The organism is Acinetobacter sichuanensis (genome assembly GCF_003024515.2).
In the GTDB taxonomy this organism is placed as follows: domain Bacteria; phylum Pseudomonadota; class Gammaproteobacteria; order Pseudomonadales; family Moraxellaceae; genus Acinetobacter; species Acinetobacter sichuanensis.
Window position 1 is genome coordinate 234145 of the sequence record NZ_PYIX02000001.1, and the last position, 18769, is coordinate 252913.

General features: G+C 36.6%; 17 protein-coding genes. 13 read left to right on the forward strand and 4 right to left on the reverse strand.

Annotation, left to right across the window (positions count from 1 at the left end):
* Positions 1 to 59 precede the first annotated feature (59 nt).
* The 3 genes from gloA (at position 60) to rpmE (ending at position 2103) form a co-directional block, all read left to right on the forward strand.
* A complete protein-coding gene (gloA, locus tag C9E89_RS01125) occupies positions 60 to 461 on the forward strand; it encodes a lactoylglutathione lyase (protein WP_107006596.1) in 402 nt (133 codons plus the stop codon).
* A 193-nt stretch (positions 462 to 654) separates the two neighbouring features.
* Positions 655 to 1662, forward strand: a complete 1008-nt coding sequence (locus tag C9E89_RS01130) for a bile acid:sodium symporter family protein (protein WP_107006597.1) — start codon at positions 655 to 657, stop codon at positions 1660 to 1662.
* Between the two features lie 216 nt (positions 1663 to 1878).
* Positions 1879 to 2103, forward strand: a complete 225-nt coding sequence (gene rpmE / locus C9E89_RS01135; protein WP_005015004.1) for a 50S ribosomal protein L31 — start codon at positions 1879 to 1881, stop codon at positions 2101 to 2103.
* A gap of 130 nt (positions 2104 to 2233) precedes the next feature.
* Here rpmE and C9E89_RS01140 read toward each other — a convergent pair whose 3' ends face one another.
* The 3 genes from C9E89_RS01140 to epmB are packed head-to-tail and all read right to left on the reverse strand — an operon-like array spanning position 2234 to position 7233.
* On the reverse strand, positions 2234 to 4456 hold the full coding sequence (locus C9E89_RS01140) for an EAL domain-containing protein (RefSeq protein ID WP_107006598.1): 2223 nt from the start codon (positions 4454 to 4456) through the stop codon (positions 2234 to 2236).
* The gene (locus tag C9E89_RS01145; protein WP_107006599.1) at positions 4438 to 6192 is read right to left on the reverse strand and encodes a GTPase; all 1755 of its coding nucleotides are present in this window, start codon (positions 6190 to 6192) and stop codon (positions 4438 to 4440) included. Before C9E89_RS01145 ends, C9E89_RS01140 begins: the two co-directional genes overlap by 19 nt.
* A gap of 27 nt (positions 6193 to 6219) precedes the next feature.
* The gene (gene epmB / locus C9E89_RS01150) at positions 6220 to 7233 is read right to left on the reverse strand and encodes an EF-P beta-lysylation protein EpmB (protein WP_107006600.1); all 1014 of its coding nucleotides are present in this window, start codon (positions 7231 to 7233) and stop codon (positions 6220 to 6222) included.
* Positions 7234 to 7584: 351 nt separating this feature from the next.
* On the opposite strand from epmB, the gene efp reads away from it, so the two are divergent.
* Positions 7585 to 8154, forward strand: a complete 570-nt coding sequence (efp, locus tag C9E89_RS01155) for an elongation factor P (protein ID WP_107006601.1) — start codon at positions 7585 to 7587, stop codon at positions 8152 to 8154.
* A gap of 57 nt (positions 8155 to 8211) precedes the next feature.
* Here the strand turns inward: efp and hpaA are convergent, their stop codons facing one another.
* Positions 8212 to 9099, reverse strand: a complete 888-nt coding sequence (gene hpaA / locus C9E89_RS01160) for a 4-hydroxyphenylacetate catabolism regulatory protein HpaA (RefSeq protein ID WP_107006602.1) — start codon at positions 9097 to 9099, stop codon at positions 8212 to 8214.
* Between the two features lie 148 nt (positions 9100 to 9247).
* Here hpaA and C9E89_RS01165 point away from each other — a divergent pair, with 148 nt between their 5' ends.
* The 9 genes from C9E89_RS01165 to C9E89_RS01205 all read left to right on the forward strand — a co-directional run bounded on the left by C9E89_RS01165 (position 9248) and on the right by C9E89_RS01205 (position 18679).
* Positions 9248 to 9907: a fumarylacetoacetate hydrolase family protein gene (locus tag C9E89_RS01165; protein WP_107006603.1), complete on the forward strand. Its 660-nt coding sequence runs from the start codon at positions 9248 to 9250 to the stop codon at positions 9905 to 9907.
* 3 nt (positions 9908 to 9910) lie between these two features.
* Positions 9911 to 10672, forward strand: a complete 762-nt coding sequence (locus C9E89_RS01170) for a fumarylacetoacetate hydrolase family protein (RefSeq protein WP_107006604.1) — start codon at positions 9911 to 9913, stop codon at positions 10670 to 10672.
* Between the two features lie 17 nt (positions 10673 to 10689).
* The gene (gene hpaE / locus C9E89_RS01175) at positions 10690 to 12150 is read left to right on the forward strand and encodes a 5-carboxymethyl-2-hydroxymuconate semialdehyde dehydrogenase (RefSeq protein ID WP_107006605.1); all 1461 of its coding nucleotides are present in this window, start codon (positions 10690 to 10692) and stop codon (positions 12148 to 12150) included.
* A 251-nt stretch (positions 12151 to 12401) separates the two neighbouring features.
* The gene (hpaD, locus tag C9E89_RS01180; RefSeq protein WP_107006606.1) at positions 12402 to 13262 is read left to right on the forward strand and encodes a 3,4-dihydroxyphenylacetate 2,3-dioxygenase; all 861 of its coding nucleotides are present in this window, start codon (positions 12402 to 12404) and stop codon (positions 13260 to 13262) included.
* Positions 13263 to 13283: 21 nt separating this feature from the next.
* A complete protein-coding gene (locus C9E89_RS01185) occupies positions 13284 to 13673 on the forward strand; it encodes a 5-carboxymethyl-2-hydroxymuconate Delta-isomerase (RefSeq protein ID WP_107006607.1) in 390 nt (129 codons plus the stop codon).
* 14 nt (positions 13674 to 13687) lie between these two features.
* On the forward strand, positions 13688 to 14491 hold the full coding sequence (gene hpaH / locus C9E89_RS01190) for a 2-oxo-hept-4-ene-1,7-dioate hydratase (protein ID WP_107006608.1): 804 nt from the start codon (positions 13688 to 13690) through the stop codon (positions 14489 to 14491).
* A 13-nt stretch (positions 14492 to 14504) separates the two neighbouring features.
* Positions 14505 to 15308, forward strand: a complete 804-nt coding sequence (gene hpaI, locus C9E89_RS01195) for a 4-hydroxy-2-oxoheptanedioate aldolase (protein ID WP_107006609.1) — start codon at positions 14505 to 14507, stop codon at positions 15306 to 15308.
* Between the two features lie 11 nt (positions 15309 to 15319).
* Positions 15320 to 16768 carry an NAD-dependent succinate-semialdehyde dehydrogenase gene (locus C9E89_RS01200; RefSeq protein WP_107006610.1) on the forward strand — a complete coding sequence of 483 codons (1449 nt, stop codon included), beginning with the start codon at positions 15320 to 15322 and terminating at the stop codon, positions 16766 to 16768.
* Between the two features lie 537 nt (positions 16769 to 17305).
* On the forward strand, positions 17306 to 18679 hold the full coding sequence (locus C9E89_RS01205; RefSeq protein WP_107006611.1) for an MFS transporter: 1374 nt from the start codon (positions 17306 to 17308) through the stop codon (positions 18677 to 18679).
* Positions 18680 to 18769 lie beyond the last annotated feature (90 nt).

Here is an 18769-nt window from a genome sequence, read left to right on the forward strand (position 1 = left end):
AATGTGAATGCGCATTGCCTATATTGAGAGATTAGTATTTGTTAATTAGGAAATCTATCATGCGCATGCTACATACCATGTTACGTGTAGGCAATTTAGAACAATCTTTGGCGTTCTATACTGAAGTACTCGGTATGACTTTACTTCGCAAACGTGACTATGAAGAAGGTCGTTTTACCTTAGCTTTTGTTGGTTATGGCAATGAAGAAAACAATACTGTTTTAGAGTTAACGCATAATTGGGATACATCAAGTTATGACTTAGGAAATGCTTATGGTCATATCGCTATTGGTGTTGAAGATGCATATAAAGCCTGTGAAGAGATTAAAGCACGTGGTGGAAATGTTGTGCGTGAAGCTGGTCCGATGAAGGGCGGTGTAACTGTGATTGCATTTGTAGAAGATCCTGATGGTTATAAAGTTGAACTTATTCAACAAGATCAAGATGCACGTAATAATTAATAGCGTAAAATTGCGATACAACTTATATAAGAATATATTATATAAAGTTTAAGTGTCGAAATTAAATACTGAACATTTTGCTCAAAAAGTAGCTATATTCAAGAAGCTCAGTAAGATAAAAGTTTACCTTTAGGTAAATTCATCTCACTGGGCTTTTTAGCTTTTCTTTCATTCAAAAGACAGGATGTTTAAGATGAATATTTTAAAAATACTCGCTTTGGATCGTTTCACAATTCTATTGATTGTGATGGTCATCTTGGCAACTTTTTTACCTGTACATGGTGTTGCTGCGGACATTTTTGGGAAAATAACCACTATTGCAATTGCCATTTTATTTTTTTTACATGGTGCAAAACTCTCAAGAGAAGCGATTATCGAAGGAGTATTACATTGGAAATTACACGCAGTTGTTTTTGCATTCACTTTTGCTGTATTTCCAATCATAGGTTTGTTGGCTAAACCAGTTTTATTACCATTACTTGGGCAAGAGTTGTATTGGGGCTTTTTGTTTATGTGTTTCTTGCCTTCAACTGTCCAGTCTTCAATAGCATTTACATCAGTTGCACGAGGGAATGTCGCGGCTGCGGTGTGTAGTGCTTCATTTTCAAACTTGATCGGGATGTTTATTACACCTGTAATGGTGAGTTTATTTATCTTTGGTCAATCTAAACATGATTATGACCCAACCTCATCAATTATTGAAATTACTTTATTGCTTTTAGTGCCATTTATCGCGGGGCAGTTGTTACGTCCTTATGTATTTCCATTGATGCAAAAAGTTCCGAGTATTGTCAGAACTTTTGATCAGGGCACAATTCTGATGGTGGTCTATGGCGCATTTAGTGGTGCAGTTGTTGCAGGATTATGGCATCAGGTGAGTTGGACGACACTGACATATTTAACATTGGCTTGTTCGATTTTTTTAACCATCATCATGCTTTTGGCTTTGTATATTCCCAAGTGGCTTGGTTTTAATAAAGCAGATCAAATCTCAATTTTTTTCTGTGGTTCGAAGAAAACTTTGGCAAGTGGTGTGCCAATGGCGCAAATTCTATTTATTGGACAGCCGATCGGAATGATTGTTTTACCGATCATGATCTTCCATCAAATCCAATTGATGGTCTGTGGTGTAATTGCGAACTATTGGTCTAAACAACACGATGAAAATAGTCAAACTCAAGAAAATTCTGTACTTGATTAGTCGCATTATTGAGAAAAACTCGGTATAATGTTGCCCACTTGTTGTGCTTAGCTCTGACACTTATAGTCTCGGTGGGCTCAAAAGAAATGGTCTGTTATGGTGTTAGCCTGCTAAATTTATTTTTAAATTTGCTTTCCTTAAATAGGGTTTACACTCTGTTTAAGAGTGGCTAATTGCGATGACAGCAAAACCTTTCTTAACTTAGGAGAATCGACCATGCGCGCCGATATTCACCCAAAATACGAAAAATTAGTTGCAACTTGTTCATGTGGTAACGTAATCGAAACACGTTCTGCTTTAGGTAAAGAAACTCTTTATCTTGACGTATGTTCAGCTTGTCACCCATTCTATACTGGTAAACAAAAGAATGTGGACACTGGCGGTCGTATCGACAAGTTCAAACAACGTTTTGCTGGTATGTCACGTTCTATCAAACGTTAATACGACAAAACATAAAAAACGAGCTTTGGCTCGTTTTTTTGTGTCTATATTTTGCTTTGTGACGATCTTCTGCTTTGAGATTCAAAGAGCTTATTGCTAAGCTCCTGATGTATTTTAGTCAGCTCAGATTTTATTGATCTTGAACATCTGTGAGTTGGTCAAGTTTCTTTTGGAAATAGTCGCCTTGTAAGAAACGTGCTTCAACATTCCACGCATTGGCAAAGCTATTCATGTCATCTAGTTGGGTCAGTAGAAACTCTACAGGTTTAATTTCTTGATATTTATCAATCATTTCCTGTAAGGCTTGAGTTGTATTTTCTTTGTTGAGCATCAATGTATATTTTTCATCTAAGGTTAGATGCGTGATATCACTTTGTTGCAAAATAATTTCACTGGAAATACTTGAGCCAAAGCGACGTACTGCGATATCTGCACCATGTTCACGTAAGATCGCAATATTTTTTTGTGCTTCAACGATATTTTTCGCAAGATCTTCTTCATCAAACTGCAAAATAATTGGGTGCGTGGCACGACTTCCAACAATAGTGATTAATTTTGAAACAAGTTCAGGGAATTGTTTATCATGGAATAAAACATGACGATTTAAATTCACAATGATCTTTGCTTCAGGATATTGATGAATAAAGTTATGTAATTGTTTACAAGCTTCTACCAAAATCCAGCGATCTAATTTAATAGAAAGTTCAATGTCTTCATCAAGTTCAATGAGATTGCTAATTTTTTTCCATTGATTTTCATAAATAAAACCACTGGTCACTTGGTAAGTATATAAGTTAGTATCTTGTTTATCATAAAGTTGTTGATATTTAATACGAATTTCACCTTTTTCCAAACTATTTGCAATTTGGCGAAGAATAGGTGAGGACTGGTGTGAAACGTCTTGTTTTATCACATTTTCTGGCTTTGACACAGGTGTAATCGTCGGTACGTCAACGCTTGCTGTTTCAATCGTTTCAATGATAACAGGTGCAGATTCTTGGGAAATAGGCGCTTCTACAAGCGGCGCAAGTTCAATTTTGGTCGATTCTAATGATGCACTCATCTGTAAATCTGATTCAGATGGTTGTGCTGATATACGTGAGTTATAGGCTTGGGTCAGTAACTCAGAAAAATTATTTTCATGAAAATCATGCGCAATAATAGGAGCAACCCCAATTTTGAGATGGAAGTTATAGGCTTGAAAATTAATTTCTTGCAATTGTGGTTTTTGTAGTACATGCAAATTAGAAATTCTAGATTCTAATAATGAATCAGAACCTGCTTGTAATAAGATCCCATAGACACCAGGGTAAATATTGAAAATCGTTTGGTTGGTTTGTTCTTTTAGAAAGTTTTGAATACCTTCAAAATATTTATTTGCGTCTTGCCATGAAAGATCAAAAATAGAGTCAGGACAATCTGCAAGACTAAAAATAACCAACGCATTTGCTTTTGCAGGTTGGTTGATCAGTGCACGGTTGATTTGTGGGAATAAGTTAGAGATAGAACTAGAGTTATTCTGCTGAGGTTGAGTATTTGTACTCTGCTGCGCGCCACCAACTTCAATTGTAAGGCTAAGAGAGTCTTCATCTAAACCTGGTAGAAATTCAATTTTTAAAGGGTTTTGAGTTTTGGCATTTTGATTTTGAGTGCTTAAATCAAAACGAGCATAGTCAAATTGACCTTGAGTTATTTTTTTGAAACGATTTTTGAAATCATTTAAATTTTCAGGCTGTAAAATATCTAAAATTGGTAAGCCGATCAGCTCTTCTTCACTTTTTAGCCCAAATAATTCAAGATATTCAGGGTTTGCTTGAGTATGAATACCTTCTTCGATCACAGCACATGCTTTATGTTGTTCTTCTACAAGAGATTGTGCTTGAGTTTTGGCATTTTCTAAATCTTGTAGTAAATGTTGTTTTGATTGTAGCGCACGGCTATAAGACAATGCCCGAACTAGACTGATATAACAATGTTCTGGTTCTTGCAAATCAATGATGTCATAAATGCCTTTATGAATAAAATATTCATATTGTTCAGGTTTATATTCTGTAGGACGTAATAAAATCACGGGAATATTTACTTGTTTAGACGCTTGGATTAAGGTAACCGCCTGTTCCATTTTTAAATCATAAGCACGTCCAAAAATGATTAAATCCCAAGACGTATTGAGTTGTTTTTCGAAGCTTTTCAAATCATCTAATAGTAAACCTTGTGCGAGATGATCTTTACTCTGAAACATCTCCATCAGCATATTATAACGAATTTGATTATCATCAATAATCAGTACTCGTGTTTCGGAGAGTTTTAACTTCTTAGATAATAATAAATTTCTCACTTCAAAGTGTCCCATAAGTCATGATTATTTAAATCATTTAATTGTTGTTGGATAAATTCATCGATAATCATTTGTTCTTCATCGTTGAGCAATTCAAAATCAAACTGAACAAAACTTTGAGAAATAAACAGTGACTTCAATAAATAAATTTTGATTTCTTGATTTTTAAAACGTAAATACAAAGCTTGTTGTTCTTTGAAATGTGCTAAGTTAGGGAGAACTAAAGACAATCTATTTTGCTCTTCTTGTTCAGTTTGAACCAATAAGCAAGGTTGATAATTATAACTTGAAACCTCAGAAGGCACTTTGATTGCACATGGATAAATATCTGGCGATAAAATCTCAATCCCGACTTCATAGCTTTTATTTACACTTTGTTTAATCCAACGTACAACAGCACATTTCCATTTATTTTGTTGACTTTCACTGACCAAAATCAGTTCGCCTGTACGCAAATTTTTAGGTGCTTCACCTGACCAAGCAATACGATAACCATTAATACTAATATCGAGTACTTCGGTTTGATAAATTTGCTTAACTTCACGGTCAATTTGCTTAATTTTTTGTGTTTGTGCAGCATCATGATTGTGATTTGCAATACTGGTTTGTAGATTTGCTTCAGACCTAAAGCCAAAATTTTGATTGATTAATAATGTTTCATCAAAGGTTTTTGCATTAGATAAATAAAAATGTGCTGTTTGTAAAGTAAAGCAAATTTGTAATTGCGCAGAATATTCATAACGTTCATGTTGACGCTCAGAATGCGTTCCTAAAACGTTTTGTACATGAAATTTTAGTGCAGAGGAAAGAAAATCCTTTTCATTTTTAGAAATATAAGTGGATTCATTTTGAATCGTATCATTGATATGTTCAAGCAATTGTTGGGTTGAAACAAAGACATTTGCTTTAAAATCTTCATGATGTTTACGGTTGTAAATAGGAGGATGATCTTTTGTCGTATCTACAATATATCTTGAAAGAGAGCTTTCTCTTGGTAAAATTTGTGTGAGCTTTGCCCAGTCTAGACTACATTGATAAAGGGCTTGAATCTCATTAGGGCGAATTTGATGAGTATTAAAAATATCTAATAGTAAGACTTGAGCATAAGCTTGCTGAATATTTTGTACAGGAAAATGTGTTCCTTGTAATTGATTGATATTAATTAATAATTCGTTATTTTTTGCAGCGAGTTCATAAATATTATGAATCGTTTGCCACTGATTTGATAACGCAGGGCTGTAAAGCATTTGCTGCTGCGTAAGGAGTAAACCGAGTTGTTGTAATGCATAATAACTAGACAAAATACGAGCAGTTTTAAAGCTACGATTTTGTGCAAATTTTAAAATGGCATATTTTTGTTGATTGAGTTGTAAGGAGCTTCGGTGTGTAATATCGACATAAATTTTTGCAAAATAGGCACGCATAAACGTCGTGAGCTCAATAATATGCTCATTACGATCAGAATGAGAAAGCCCTTGATCTAAAAAGTATTTTTCTAAACCAATTAACACATTTTCAATGCTAGGATGCAAAACTTGTAGCAAATCAAAACGTAATGTTTCGGTGCAATCTAATTCTGCAATTTCATACATTGCATTTAATAACGCTTCTGAACTGTCGCCTAGCTTCATAATAGATAAGTCTGACACCCATTGGTGTAGTGCTTCTACTGATGCTTTTGAAAAGCTCAACTGTTCACGGTTTAAGACCGTTGAAGCGTGGAAAATATCAGAGATTTCCTTATTTATCATACTTATATTGAACTCATTTTAAAAAATCTAAAAACTTGAAGCCCCAAATAGCGGTGTTTTATTTTTCTCTCCCGCAATCTCTCTGACTAATTTAGGAACTAAATAACCGGGTAAGCTAGCGAGTAGTTCTCTATAAATGTCATCAATTTCATTTGTATGTAAATCAAAATGATGTGCACCTTTTACTTTATCTAACACATGTAAATAATAAGGTAATACCCCAGCTTCAAACAAGCGTTGACTGAGTTCAATCAAAACACTTGTAGAATTATTCACCCCTTTTAATAAAACAGCTTGATTCAGTACTAAAATTTGTTCTTTAACCAGCATAGAAAGCTTAGAACAGGTTAAAGCATCAAGTTCTGCTGCATGATTTGCATGCACAACTAGAATGACACGTAGCCGACTGTTTTTCAATAAGTAAACAAGTTCTTCGTCGATTCTTTCAGGAATTACGATTGGAACGCGGGAGTGAATTCGTAGAATTTTAACTTGTGCTAAAGATTCTAACCTTTCAATCCAAAGTGCAAGTTTACGATTTGATAGGGTTAGGGGGTCTCCACCACTTAAAATCACTTCATTAATTTCAGGATGTTGTTCTAAATAATGCTTAATATGTAGCCAGTCATCATTTTTAGGTAAATTTTCTTGATAAGGAAAATGACGACGAAAACAATAACGACAATGTACAGCACAAGCCCCTGTTAGGGTGAGCAAAAATCTTGATTTATATTTATGTAATACGCCAGGAAGTTGGTTTGCTTGCTCTTCTCCTAAAGGGTCTGTGACAAAACCCTCGTGTTCTTCAAGCTCTAAATGATGAGGAAGCACTTGTAATAATAAAGGATCATATGCATTTCCTATTTCCATCTTTTTGACAAAAGCACGTGGCACACGCAGTTTAAACTGTTCTGAAGCGAGTAAAGCACCCGACAATAATTCAGTGGGTGAAAGCTGTAATTGCTCAAGCAGTTCTTGCGGTGAAGTGATCAAATCACTCATCTGTGATTGCCAGTTTTGCTCTTGATATAGATAAGTCATGAAAATAAAAGAATATATAGGGTGTTGGGAGAAAAAACGAACAGTAACTTGAAAAAGTTAGATCCTGTTTACAATGCGATAGATCATTCAATTATCTATTTCAGCTTGATGATTTTAGCACTTAGTTGGCGAAGATGCAGGGGATAAAACTTGATAATATGCTGTATTTAGCTAATATCTGAGCGCTGCTGAAAATTTTTACATTGCTTCAAAGTACGTTGCTCATTTAGAATAGCCAAGAATGACAACATATGGCTAGCAGTCTGCTAGACAAATTCACACATAGTTTTATTCAATGCATGAATTTTCAGCATGAATAGATTCAAGATTTAAGTTTGGAGTGAGCCTTTCATGGCCTATTATTCTACAAATGATTTCAAAGCTGGCTTAAAAGTTATGCTTGATGGTAACCCATGTTCAATCATGGAAAACGAATATGTAAAACCAGGTAAAGGGCAAGCATTTAACCGCGTAAAATTACGTAACCTTAAGTCTGGCAAAGTATTAGAAAAAACTTTCAAATCTGGCGACTCTTTAGAAGCAGCAGATATTGTGGAAGTTGAAATGGAATACCTTTACAACGATGGTGAAATGTGGAATTTCATGGATCCTGTATCTTTCGAGCAAATTGCAGCAGATAAAACTGCAATGGGTGATGCTGCGAAATGGTTGAAAGATGATTCAAATGAAAAATGTACGATTATGCTATTTAATGGCGTGCCATTAACTGTAAATGCACCGAACTTTGTTGTATTAAAAGTTGTTGAAACTGATCCAGGTGTACGTGGTGATACTTCTGGTGGTGGCGGTAAACCTGCAAAATTAGAAACAGGTGCAGTAGTACGTGTTCCATTATTTGTACAGCAAGAAGAAAATGTTCGTGTAGACACTCGTACTGGTGACTATTTAGAGCGCGCATAATTGTAGTTTTACAAGATGCAAAAAGGGATGATAATCATCCCTTTTTTATTTTAAATTTTAATAAGATAGCAGATTTACTTGTCTAAATTTAGAAGGGCTTATACCTGCATATTTTTGAAAAAAGCGACTGAAATAAGCAGGATCTTTAAAACCTAGTTGATAGCAAATAATGTGAATAGAACTATCTGTGAAAATAAGCATACGTTTAGCTTCTTGCATTTGTCGGTTGTAAATTAACTTTTTAGAAGATGTGTTGGCTAAACGGCGGCAAATTTCATTTAAACGTGTTTCTGTAATGGCTAAATGAGCTGCATATTCAGTTAATGTCCAATGGTGATCATAATGAGATTCAATTAATTCATTAAATTTACGAAAAATTGCCAGATCATGATTGTTATTATAGGTATAAGGTAAAGCAGATTCAGCGAGTCGCATGGCTTGTAAAAAAATCAGACCAATTAGGCTTTTTAAAACAAAATTTTTACCTTGTTGATTGTTTTCAAATTCATCTTTGAGTTGATGTAAATAATGTTCTAAACGATGTAAATCTTGAGAATCAGAATGATTGAACTGACCTGAATGTACACACATAGGGTAAATATGCTGAATTTTTAAGTCATTTTGTAGTCGCGAAATAATATTTTGTTGCACGGTTAAGACATGTCCTTCGCAGTCAGGATCAGTTATAAAAGAATGTGCAACAGAGGGTGGTGTTAGAAAAAAAGCAGGTGCTTGACAGATATATTTCACATCGTCTAGAAAAACTTGCACTGTACCTTTAGTGAAAAAGTGTAATTGAAAAAAGCGGTCATGACGATGCGGTGGCATATTTTGACCAAAAAAGTTCGCCAGTTTCGCTTGATCTTCATAATGAATGTCTTCAGTGGTAAGACCTTGATCATCAACTTGCCCCATCGGTAAATTGGGGATAAATGCGTTTTTCATACCTTCGGATCCATGAAAAGTATAATTTTTTATATCATAACGTAAAAAGTGCTTGCAATTAGTTATGATGTTAACTATAAAGTTAATATATTAACTAATTTGTGAAAAGTCTAGAAAAAATATCTAGATCCAAGGAAGAGAAAACGCGATGAATGATCTAAAAAAGATAGATACTCACGGCAATATTTTTGGTATCGCATTAAATTATAAGTGTTTATATGAAAGCTTACAGACACAATTTAATCAAAAGCCTTATGTGAAAGAGCCTGTCAAACCTGTTTTGTTTATTAAGACTCCAAATACCCGTAATCAAAGTGGTCAGGTGGTTTTTAAACAAGTGGGTGATGTTTTACAAGCAGGACCTACGGTGGGTATCGTGATTGGGAAAAGTACCAGTCGTGTACAAGAAAAAGATGCGCATGAACATATTGCAGCTTATGTCGTGGTCAATGAATTGAGTTTGCCTGAAGACAGTTATTATCGCCCAGCCATTAAAGCCAAATGTCAGGATGGCTTTTGTGTCATTGGTGAAGCTGTTGCTCGTGATCAAGTCACAGATATCAATCATTTAGAGTTACGTGTTTTGGTCAATGGTGAATTGAAACAAAAAGGCAATACTTCAAACTGGTTGCGTACACCTGAGCAAATCATTGCAGAAATTTCAGAGTATATGCCACTCAATGAAGGTGATGTGATTTTGACAGGAACTCCATTAGGACGTGTTGATTTAAATGCAAATGATGTGGTTCGTATCGAGATTGATCAATTGGGTGCGATAGAAAACACCATTCAGGAACAGGGAGTATAAATCATGAAAACTGCACGTATTCGTCACCATGGTGAAGTGGTTAATGTTGAAGTTTTAGAGGACTTAAGCGTTCAACTTGAAAATGGTGAAATTTTAAGTGAAGAATCTGTGGAATGGTTGCCTCCTGCGCAAGGAACAATGTTTGCTCTTGGTTTAAATTATGCCGATCATGCGCGTGAATTGGCTTTTGAACCACCAAAAGAACCGCTTATTTTTATTAAAGCGCCAAATACATTTACGGGTCACAATAAAAATACATGGCGTCCTGACCATGTTGACTATATGCACTATGAGTGTGAGTTGGTCGCTGTGATTGGTAAAACTGCAAAAAATGTTAAGCGTGAAGATGCTTTAGATTATGTTGCTGGCTATACCTTATGTAATGACTATGCGATTCGTGATTATTTAGAAAATTATTATCGTCCAAACTTACGTGTTAAAAACCGTCATTCAACCACACCTGTAGGTCCATACATTATTGATACAGCTTCAGTCCCTGAGCCGAATAATTTAACCCTTCGAACTTGGGTAAATGGTGAACTGCGCCAAGAAGGTACGACGGCAGATATGATTTTTGATGTGCCATTTCTCATTGAGTACATTTCATCATTTATGACTTTACAAGCGGGCGACATGATTGCGACAGGAACACCTGAAGGGCTTTCAGATGTCGTGCCGGGTGATGAAGTGATTGTAGAAATTGAGGGTGTAGGTCAATTGCGTAACTACATCGTTTCAGAAACAGAATTTTTTAAAACAGTTTAAGTTAAGGGATGAACGGTATGATTAAACACTGGATTGATGGTAAAGAAGTCGAAAGCCAAGAAACATTTACAAACTATAATCCTGCGACAAATCAAGCGATTGGTGAAGTTGCAAGTGGTGGGCAAGCTGAAATTGATCTTGCAGTTGCCGCAGCGAAACGTGCAGCACCACAATGGGCGAAAACACCTGCAAAAGAACGTGCGCGTTTAATGCGTAACTTAGGTGATCTGATTGATCAAAACGTTGCGAAAATTGCTGAACTTGAAACATTAGATACAGGTTTACCAATTCACCAAACCAAAAATGTTTTGATTCCTCGTGCTTCACATAACTTCAACTTCTTTGCTGAAGTTTGCACTCGCATGAATGGGCATACTTATCCTGTTGATGATCAAATGTTGAACTATACATTGCATCAGCCAGTGGGTGTTTGTGGTTTGGTTTCACCTTGGAACGTACCATTTATGACAGCAACATGGAAAACTGCACCATGTTTGGCATTAGGTAATACTGCTGTTCTGAAAATGTCGGAGCTTTCACCATTAACAGCGAATGAATTAGGGCGTTTAGCTTTGGAAGCGGGTATTCCTGAAGGGGTATTTAACGTTGTTCAAGGTTATGGTGCAACAGCAGGTGATGCTTTAGTGAAGCATCCTGATGTTCGTGCAATTTCATTTACAGGTGGTACGGCAACAGGTCGTCGTATCATGGCAAATGCTGGGCTGAAAAAATACTCAATGGAGTTAGGTGGTAAATCACCTGTGTTGATTTTTGAAGATGCCGATCTTGAACGTGCATTAGATGCAGCATTATTTACGATCTTCTCATTAAATGGTGAACGTTGTACCGCAGGTAGCCGTATTTTCATTCAAGAGTCGGTTTACGATGAGTTTGTAAAAGAATTTGCACGTCGTGCAAAAAATATCATTGTTGGTGATCCACAAGACCCGAAAACGCAAGTCGGTTCAATGATTACGCAAGCACATTATGACAAAGTGACAGGTTATATCAAGATTGGTATTGAGGAAGGTGCAAGCCTAGTAGCAGGTGGCTTAGAGCGTCCAGCAAATTTACCTGAACATTTACAAAAAGGTCAGTTTATTCAGCCAACGGTTTTTGCCAACGTTGATAACCGTATGCGTATTGCACAAGAAGAAATCTTTGGACCTGTTGTATGTTTGATCAAGTTTAAAGATGAAGCTGAGGCATTATATTTAGCCAATGATGTTGAGTATGGTTTGGCATCTTATATTTGGACACAAGATATTGGTAAAGCACATCGTTTAGCTGCTGGTATTGAAGCGGGTATGGTGTTTATTAACAGCCAAAACGTACGTGATTTACGTCAACCTTTTGGTGGCGTAAAAGGTTCAGGAACAGGGCGTGAAGGCGGTGAATATAGCCTTGAAGTATTTACGGAAATCAAAAATGTTTGTATTTCAATGGGATCGCACCATATACCAAAATGGGGCGTGTAACACGCCATTTAGAATTTAAGAACAGCATTCTTGTGTGAGATAAAATACAGGAAAATCAACTCAATATTAAGTTTTGTGTGATGTGTTTCTCAGCGAGATATATTGGATTTTTGTCTTTATTTGAAGCTTGGAGTGGGCTTTTTACCTCACTCTAAGCCTTTTCTCAAGATAAAGGAAATATTCAATATAAAACTCAGCGATCAAAAAATACTTTACACAACATTTGAAAGAAGAATATCAGGAAGATAGAAATGGGTAAGCTTGCTCTTGCTGCAAAAATCACACATGTACCGTCAATGTATTTATCAGAATTGCCAGGTCCAACCAATGGAATCCGTCAAGCAGCAATTGATGGTCATATTGAAATTGGTCGTCGTTGTCGTGAACTTGGTGTCGATACGATCATTGTTTTTGATAGTCATTGGCTAGTCAATAGCGCATTTCATATTAATGCAGGTGAAAATTTTAGTGGTATTTATACCAGTAATGAATTGCCACATTTTATTCAAAATATGGAATTTGATTATGATGGAAACCCTGAATTGGGTCAGTTGATGCAAGAAGAAATTTGTAAAACAGGCATTCGAGCACAAGCACATAATATTAAAAGTCTTGAACTTGAATATGGCACATTGGTTCCAATGCGTTATATGAATCAGGATAAACATTTTAAAGTCGTTTCAGTATCTGCTTTTTTAACTTCTCATGAATTAGAAGACAGCCGTAAATTTGGTGAGGGTTTACTCAAAGCCATTGAAAAATATGAAGGTACTGTAGCGGTATTTGCCAGTGGTTCATTGTCACATCGTTTTATTTGGGATCGTGAATATAAGCGTGGTATGGATGAATATACCCGTGAATGGGATCGCCAAGTTGATAAACATGTTGTCGGCATGTGGCAACGTGCAGAGTGGAAAGCATTTACAGATATGTTGCCTGAATATGCAGAATACTGTTATGGCGAAGGTGGTATGCATGACACTGCAATGCTACTTGGATTATTAGGCTGGGATCAGTATGACAAAGCCGTAGAAATTATTACGCCAGCGTTTCCGAGTTCAGGAACAGGGCAAATCAATGCCATTTTCCCACTGCCTGACTCAATTGTTTAAATCATAAAAAGGAGATTTCTGATGCCTCATTTTATTGCTGAATACAGTGCAAATTTAGAAGAATCAGTCGATTTTCAAGACTTATTTACACAAGTAAATAACTTTTTAGGTGGCACAGGAATCTTCCCTTTAGGTGGTATTCGTAGTCGTGCGATTCGTATGGATAAATTTCGTATGGCAGATGGTTTACATGATTATGCCTTTGTTCATATGACGCTAAAAGTTGGTTCTGGGCGTGATTTAGAAACACGTCAACGTGTAGCAACAGAACTCTTTGAAAAAATTGAAGCATTTTTTCAACCATTAAAAGAGCAGCGTTTATTGGCAATTTCTTTTGAGATGAAAGAACTAGATCCCGTTTTAAATTTCAAATCCAACAATATTCATCAATTTTTAAAAAATAATGGTTAGATAAGGATATCTTTATGTTAGATCAAGCAAAAATTCAAGAACTCGCTTTGCAACTGGATCAAGCTGAAAAATCAGGTCAACAAATTCGTCAGTTTTCATTGCAATATCCTGAAATTACCATTGAAGATGCCTATGAAATTCAAAAAGCATGGGTCGCACATAAAATTGCTGAAGGGCGTAAATTGGTTGGACATAAGATCGGTTTAACTTCACGTGCCATGCAAGTTTCTTCTAATATTACTGAACCTGATTATGGTGCGTTATTAGATGATATGGTATTTGACGAAGGAACTGACATTCCAATGTCACGCTTTATCGTGCCACGTGTTGAAGTGGAGTTAGCTTTTATTTTGGGTAAACCACTTTCAGGACCAAATTGCACGATTTTTGATGTGCTAGATGCAACGGATTATATTATTCCTGCGGTCGAAATTATTGATGCGCGTTTGCATAATGTAGACCCTGAGACACAAATTACCCGTAAGGTATTTGACACGATTTCAGATAATGCAGCCAATGCAGGAATTGTATTAGGTGGTCGACCAATTAAGCCAACTGAACTCGATTTACGTCGTATTTCTGCAATTTTATATCGTAATGGGGTGATTGAAGAGTCTGGAGTGTCTGCTGCGGTATTGAATCATCCAGCCAAAGGTGTGGCGTGGCTTGCAAATAAACTACATCCATATGGTGTGACATTAGAAGCAGGTCAAATTATTTTAGGTGGTTCATTTACTCGTCCTGTTGCAGCAAAAGCAGGTGATACTTTCCATATTGATTATGATCAATTGGGTTCAATTGCATTTCGTTTTATGTAATTGAGGAGCAGACATGATTGATACAACAAATTATTTTAAAAAGAAGCTTAAAACTGAACAGCAAATTGGGATGTGGGTCGGGCTTGCACAGGGGTATTGTGCAGAAATAGCTGCCAATGCTGGCTATGATTGGTTACTCATTGATGGTGAGCATGCACCGAATGATGTTCGTAGTATTTTAGAACAACTACAAGCCATTGCACCTTATCAGAGCCAAGCTGTGGTTCGTCCTGTAACAGGTGATATTCATCTGATTAAACAATTACTGGATATTGGTGCTCAAACGCTGTTGATTCCAATGGTGGAGTCGGCTGAGCAAGCACAATTGATGGTACAAGCAACACGGTATCCACCTGAAGGAATTCGTGGCGTAGGTGCTGCATTAGCACGTGCTTCTCGTTGGAATAACATTACAGATTATTTACAGACTGCTGATGAACAAATTAGTGTGTTGGTACAAATTGAGTCCAAAAAAGGCTTAGAAAATCTAGACGAAATTTTACAAGTCGAAGGCATTGATGGCGTCTTTATTGGTCCTGCTGATTTGTCTGCTGCTTTGGGTTATCGTGGGCAGGCAGGACATCCTGAAGTACAAAAAGTGATTGTAGAAACAATTCAAAAAATTCGCCAAGCAGGTAAAGCTGCGGGTATTTTATCTGCGGATGAAACCTTGGCAAAAACATATTTGGCTTTAGGCACAGAGTTTGTCGCTGTTGGCGTAGACACGAGTTTATTGATGAAGTCGATGACACAATTGCTAGGAAAATTTAAACAGACAGACGCAACTACTCAGCCACAAGCACCAAGCGTCTATTAAGGAATTTAAGTATGCAATTAACAAATACAACTTTATTTAAAGAACAAGTTTTTATTGATGGTCAATGGGTAAATGCACACGACAATAAAACCTTTGCAGTTACAAATCCTGCCACAGGTGAAATCATTGCAAATATTGCATCTGTTGCAGCTCAGCAAGTTGAACAGGCTGTTGTTGCTGCGGATACTGCATTAGCTACATGGAAACTCACTACTGCAAAAGAGCGCTCATTATTATTAAAGAAATGGTATCAATTGATTATTGAAAATCAAGAAGATTTAGCCATGATTTTAAGTACTGAACAAGGGAAACCCATGACAGAAAGTCGTGGTGAGATTTTGTATGGTGCAAGTTTTATCGAATGGTTTGCTGAAGAAGCAAAACGTACTTATGGCGATGTTATTCCTCATGATAAACAAGGTCGTCGTCTTGTTGTCATTCGTCAGCCTGTAGGTGTAGTCGCTGCCATTACACCATGGAATTTTCCAAATGCGATGATTACGCGTAAAGTAGGTCCAGCACTTGCTGCGGGCTGTACCGTGATTATTAAACCTGCTTCTGAAACCCCATTGTCAGCTTTAGCACTTGTAGCTTTAGCAGAGCAAGCAGGGATTCCTCAAGGTGTGATTAATGTGGTGACAGGCAGCGCGCGTGAAATTGGTGCGGTATTGACACAGCATCCTGCGGTCAAGAAAGTGTCTTTTACAGGGTCTACACAAATTGGCAAATTATTGATGGAGCAATGTTCATCAACGATGAAAAAAGTCAGTATGGAGCTAGGTGGAAATGCGCCATTTATTATTTTTGATGATGCAAATCTAGACCGAGCTGTAGAAGGTGCGATTGCTTCAAAATTCCGTAATAGCGGTCAAACTTGTGTATGTACAAACCGTATTTTAGTGCAAGATGCTGTTTATGATGCTTTTATTGAGAAATTAAAAGCTGCCGTGGCACAGCTTAAAGTTGCTCCTGCTTTTGAACAAGGCGCTGAACAAGGTCCGTTGATCAATGAAAAAGCAGTAGAAAAAATTCAAGAGCATATTGAAGATGCAACATCAAAAGGTGCAAAAGTTGTTGTGGGTGGGCAACGTCATGCTTTAGGGCACACCTTTTTTGAGCCAACCGTTTTAGCCGATGTTACTCCTGATATGTTGGTTGCTAAAGATGAAACTTTTGGTCCATTGGCACCTGTTTTTAAATTTTCTACCGAAGCACAAGCAATCCAAATGGCAAATGATACAGAATTTGGTTTAGCTTCATATATTTATACAGAAAGTTTAAGTCGAGCTTGGCGTGTAGGTGAAGCATTAGAGTATGGGATGGTTGGGATCAACGAGGGTTTAATTTCAACAGAAGTTGCGCCGTTCGGGGGAATCAAAGAATCAGGTTGTGGGCGTGAAGGCTCAAAATATGGTATTGAAGATTATCAAGAATTAAAATACATGTGTATGGGCATTTAGATCTATTTATCATGATTTAAAATAAGGGTGTAGCGACCCTTATTTTTACTTATATATAGATAAAATGATGCTTGAAAATGAAATGGTTAACATGCTGATCAAAGCCCAAAGTAAATATTTATCGTTTAATCAATAAATATCAAAAGTTTATTTTCTGATGTGTCGTTATTCATTCTTTTAAAGGATGAGAAATATGTCCTCAGATCATGACTTAAATCTTGCTGCCAATTTGACTGAAGCAAATATCTATTTCACAAAACTCAACCCATATAGTCAACTTTATTTTAGTCATTTGACTTAATATTTTAATTAATTTTATTGAAAATGTATTTTAATTAGATATTGTATATGTTATTAATTAATATATTAACAATTTAATATTTTTTTAAAGTATTAAGTTTTTTGTAAAAATCCCTCATGTTTGATTTTAATTTCTCTAGATATTCAGGTGTTATTAAAATCAATTTGTTAATATATTAATTAAATTCATGAGGTTGAATAAAATAAAGCTGATTGTTTCTCTATAAGGAGATAGAAATGGAAACAACATCTACCTATGCGTCTACATCAGATAAAATGACCAAGGAAGAACGTAAAGTTGCCTATGCAACTATCGTTGGTACGACTGTAGAGTGGTATGACTTTTTTATTTATGCGGCAGCAGCAGGTCTGATTTTTAAAGACTTATTTTTTGCTCCTGCAGGTAATACGCTTGGAACGATACTGGCATTTGCAACCGTTGGAATTAGCTTTTTATTTCGACCACTAGGTGCATTTTTAGCAGGGTATTTAGGTGATAAATATGGGCGTCGTATTGTATTGGTGATGACACTGGTACTGATGGGGATTGCAACAACATGTATAGGTTTGCTCCCGACTTATGCAAGTATTGGTGTTGCTGCTCCAGTCCTATTGCTTATTTTGCGTATTTTACAAGGTCTTGCCGCAGGAGGTGAATGGGGCGGGGCTGTGCTTATGGCAGTTGAACATGCACCTACACATAAGCGTGGACGCTTTGGTTCATTTCCACAAATTGGCGTACCTTTGGGATTGATTTTAGCCTCAGGTATGTTTGCTTTAATGACAGGTATTGTTGCACCCGGTGATGCTTTCATCGAATGGGGTTGGCGCATTCCCTTTCTTTTTAGTATCGTTTTGTTATTTGTTGGGCATTGGATTCGTCGTACTGTAGAAGAAAGTCCTGTGTTTGAAGAAATTAAAGAACGTAAAAGTGCCTCTCAAACGCCTATTCGTGATTTATTTAAAAATCATGCTTTACTGGTTTTATTGGCTGCTTTGGTTTTTGCTGGAAATAGTGCTTGTGGTTATATGACGACAGGTGGCTTCATTCAAAACTATGCGACGAACCCTACAGGACCTTTACAACTAGAGCGAACACCTGTCCTGATTTGTGTCACATTGGCTTCTTTTTGTTGGTTGATTACGACTTATATTTCAGGTGCATTATCAGACAAAATTGGACGTAAAAAAACCTATATCATCGGATGGATTATTCAATTATGTGGCGTTTTTGCACTATTTCCTTTGGTTAATACAGGTGCAATGCCATTATTTGCTTTAGGTTTATGTTTCCTTGCGAGTGGTATTGGTTTGACTTATGGGGTGCAATCAGCATTTTACTCTGAGTTATTTCCAGCATCGGTGCGTTTTTCTGGAATTTCGATTTCTTATGCTTTAGGTGCAATTTTAGGTGGTGCATTTGCCCCAATGATTGGAACATGGCTAGTGAGTGTCACAGGTTCGACCTTCTCCGTCACGATTTATTTGGCAGTGATGACCAGTATTGCGTTATTGTCTACGCTGTCCTTGCGTGATCGTTCAGGTATTCCGTTAGGACCTGACCATGAGGCAGAGCAAATGAAATCACCGATTGTATGGCATAAAAATTAATTGATATTTTATTTGAAAACATCTTTAACCAGCTTCGGCTGGTTTTTTTATCTATTGGAGCGTAAAACCTCGCCGTTCAGGGCGAGGATA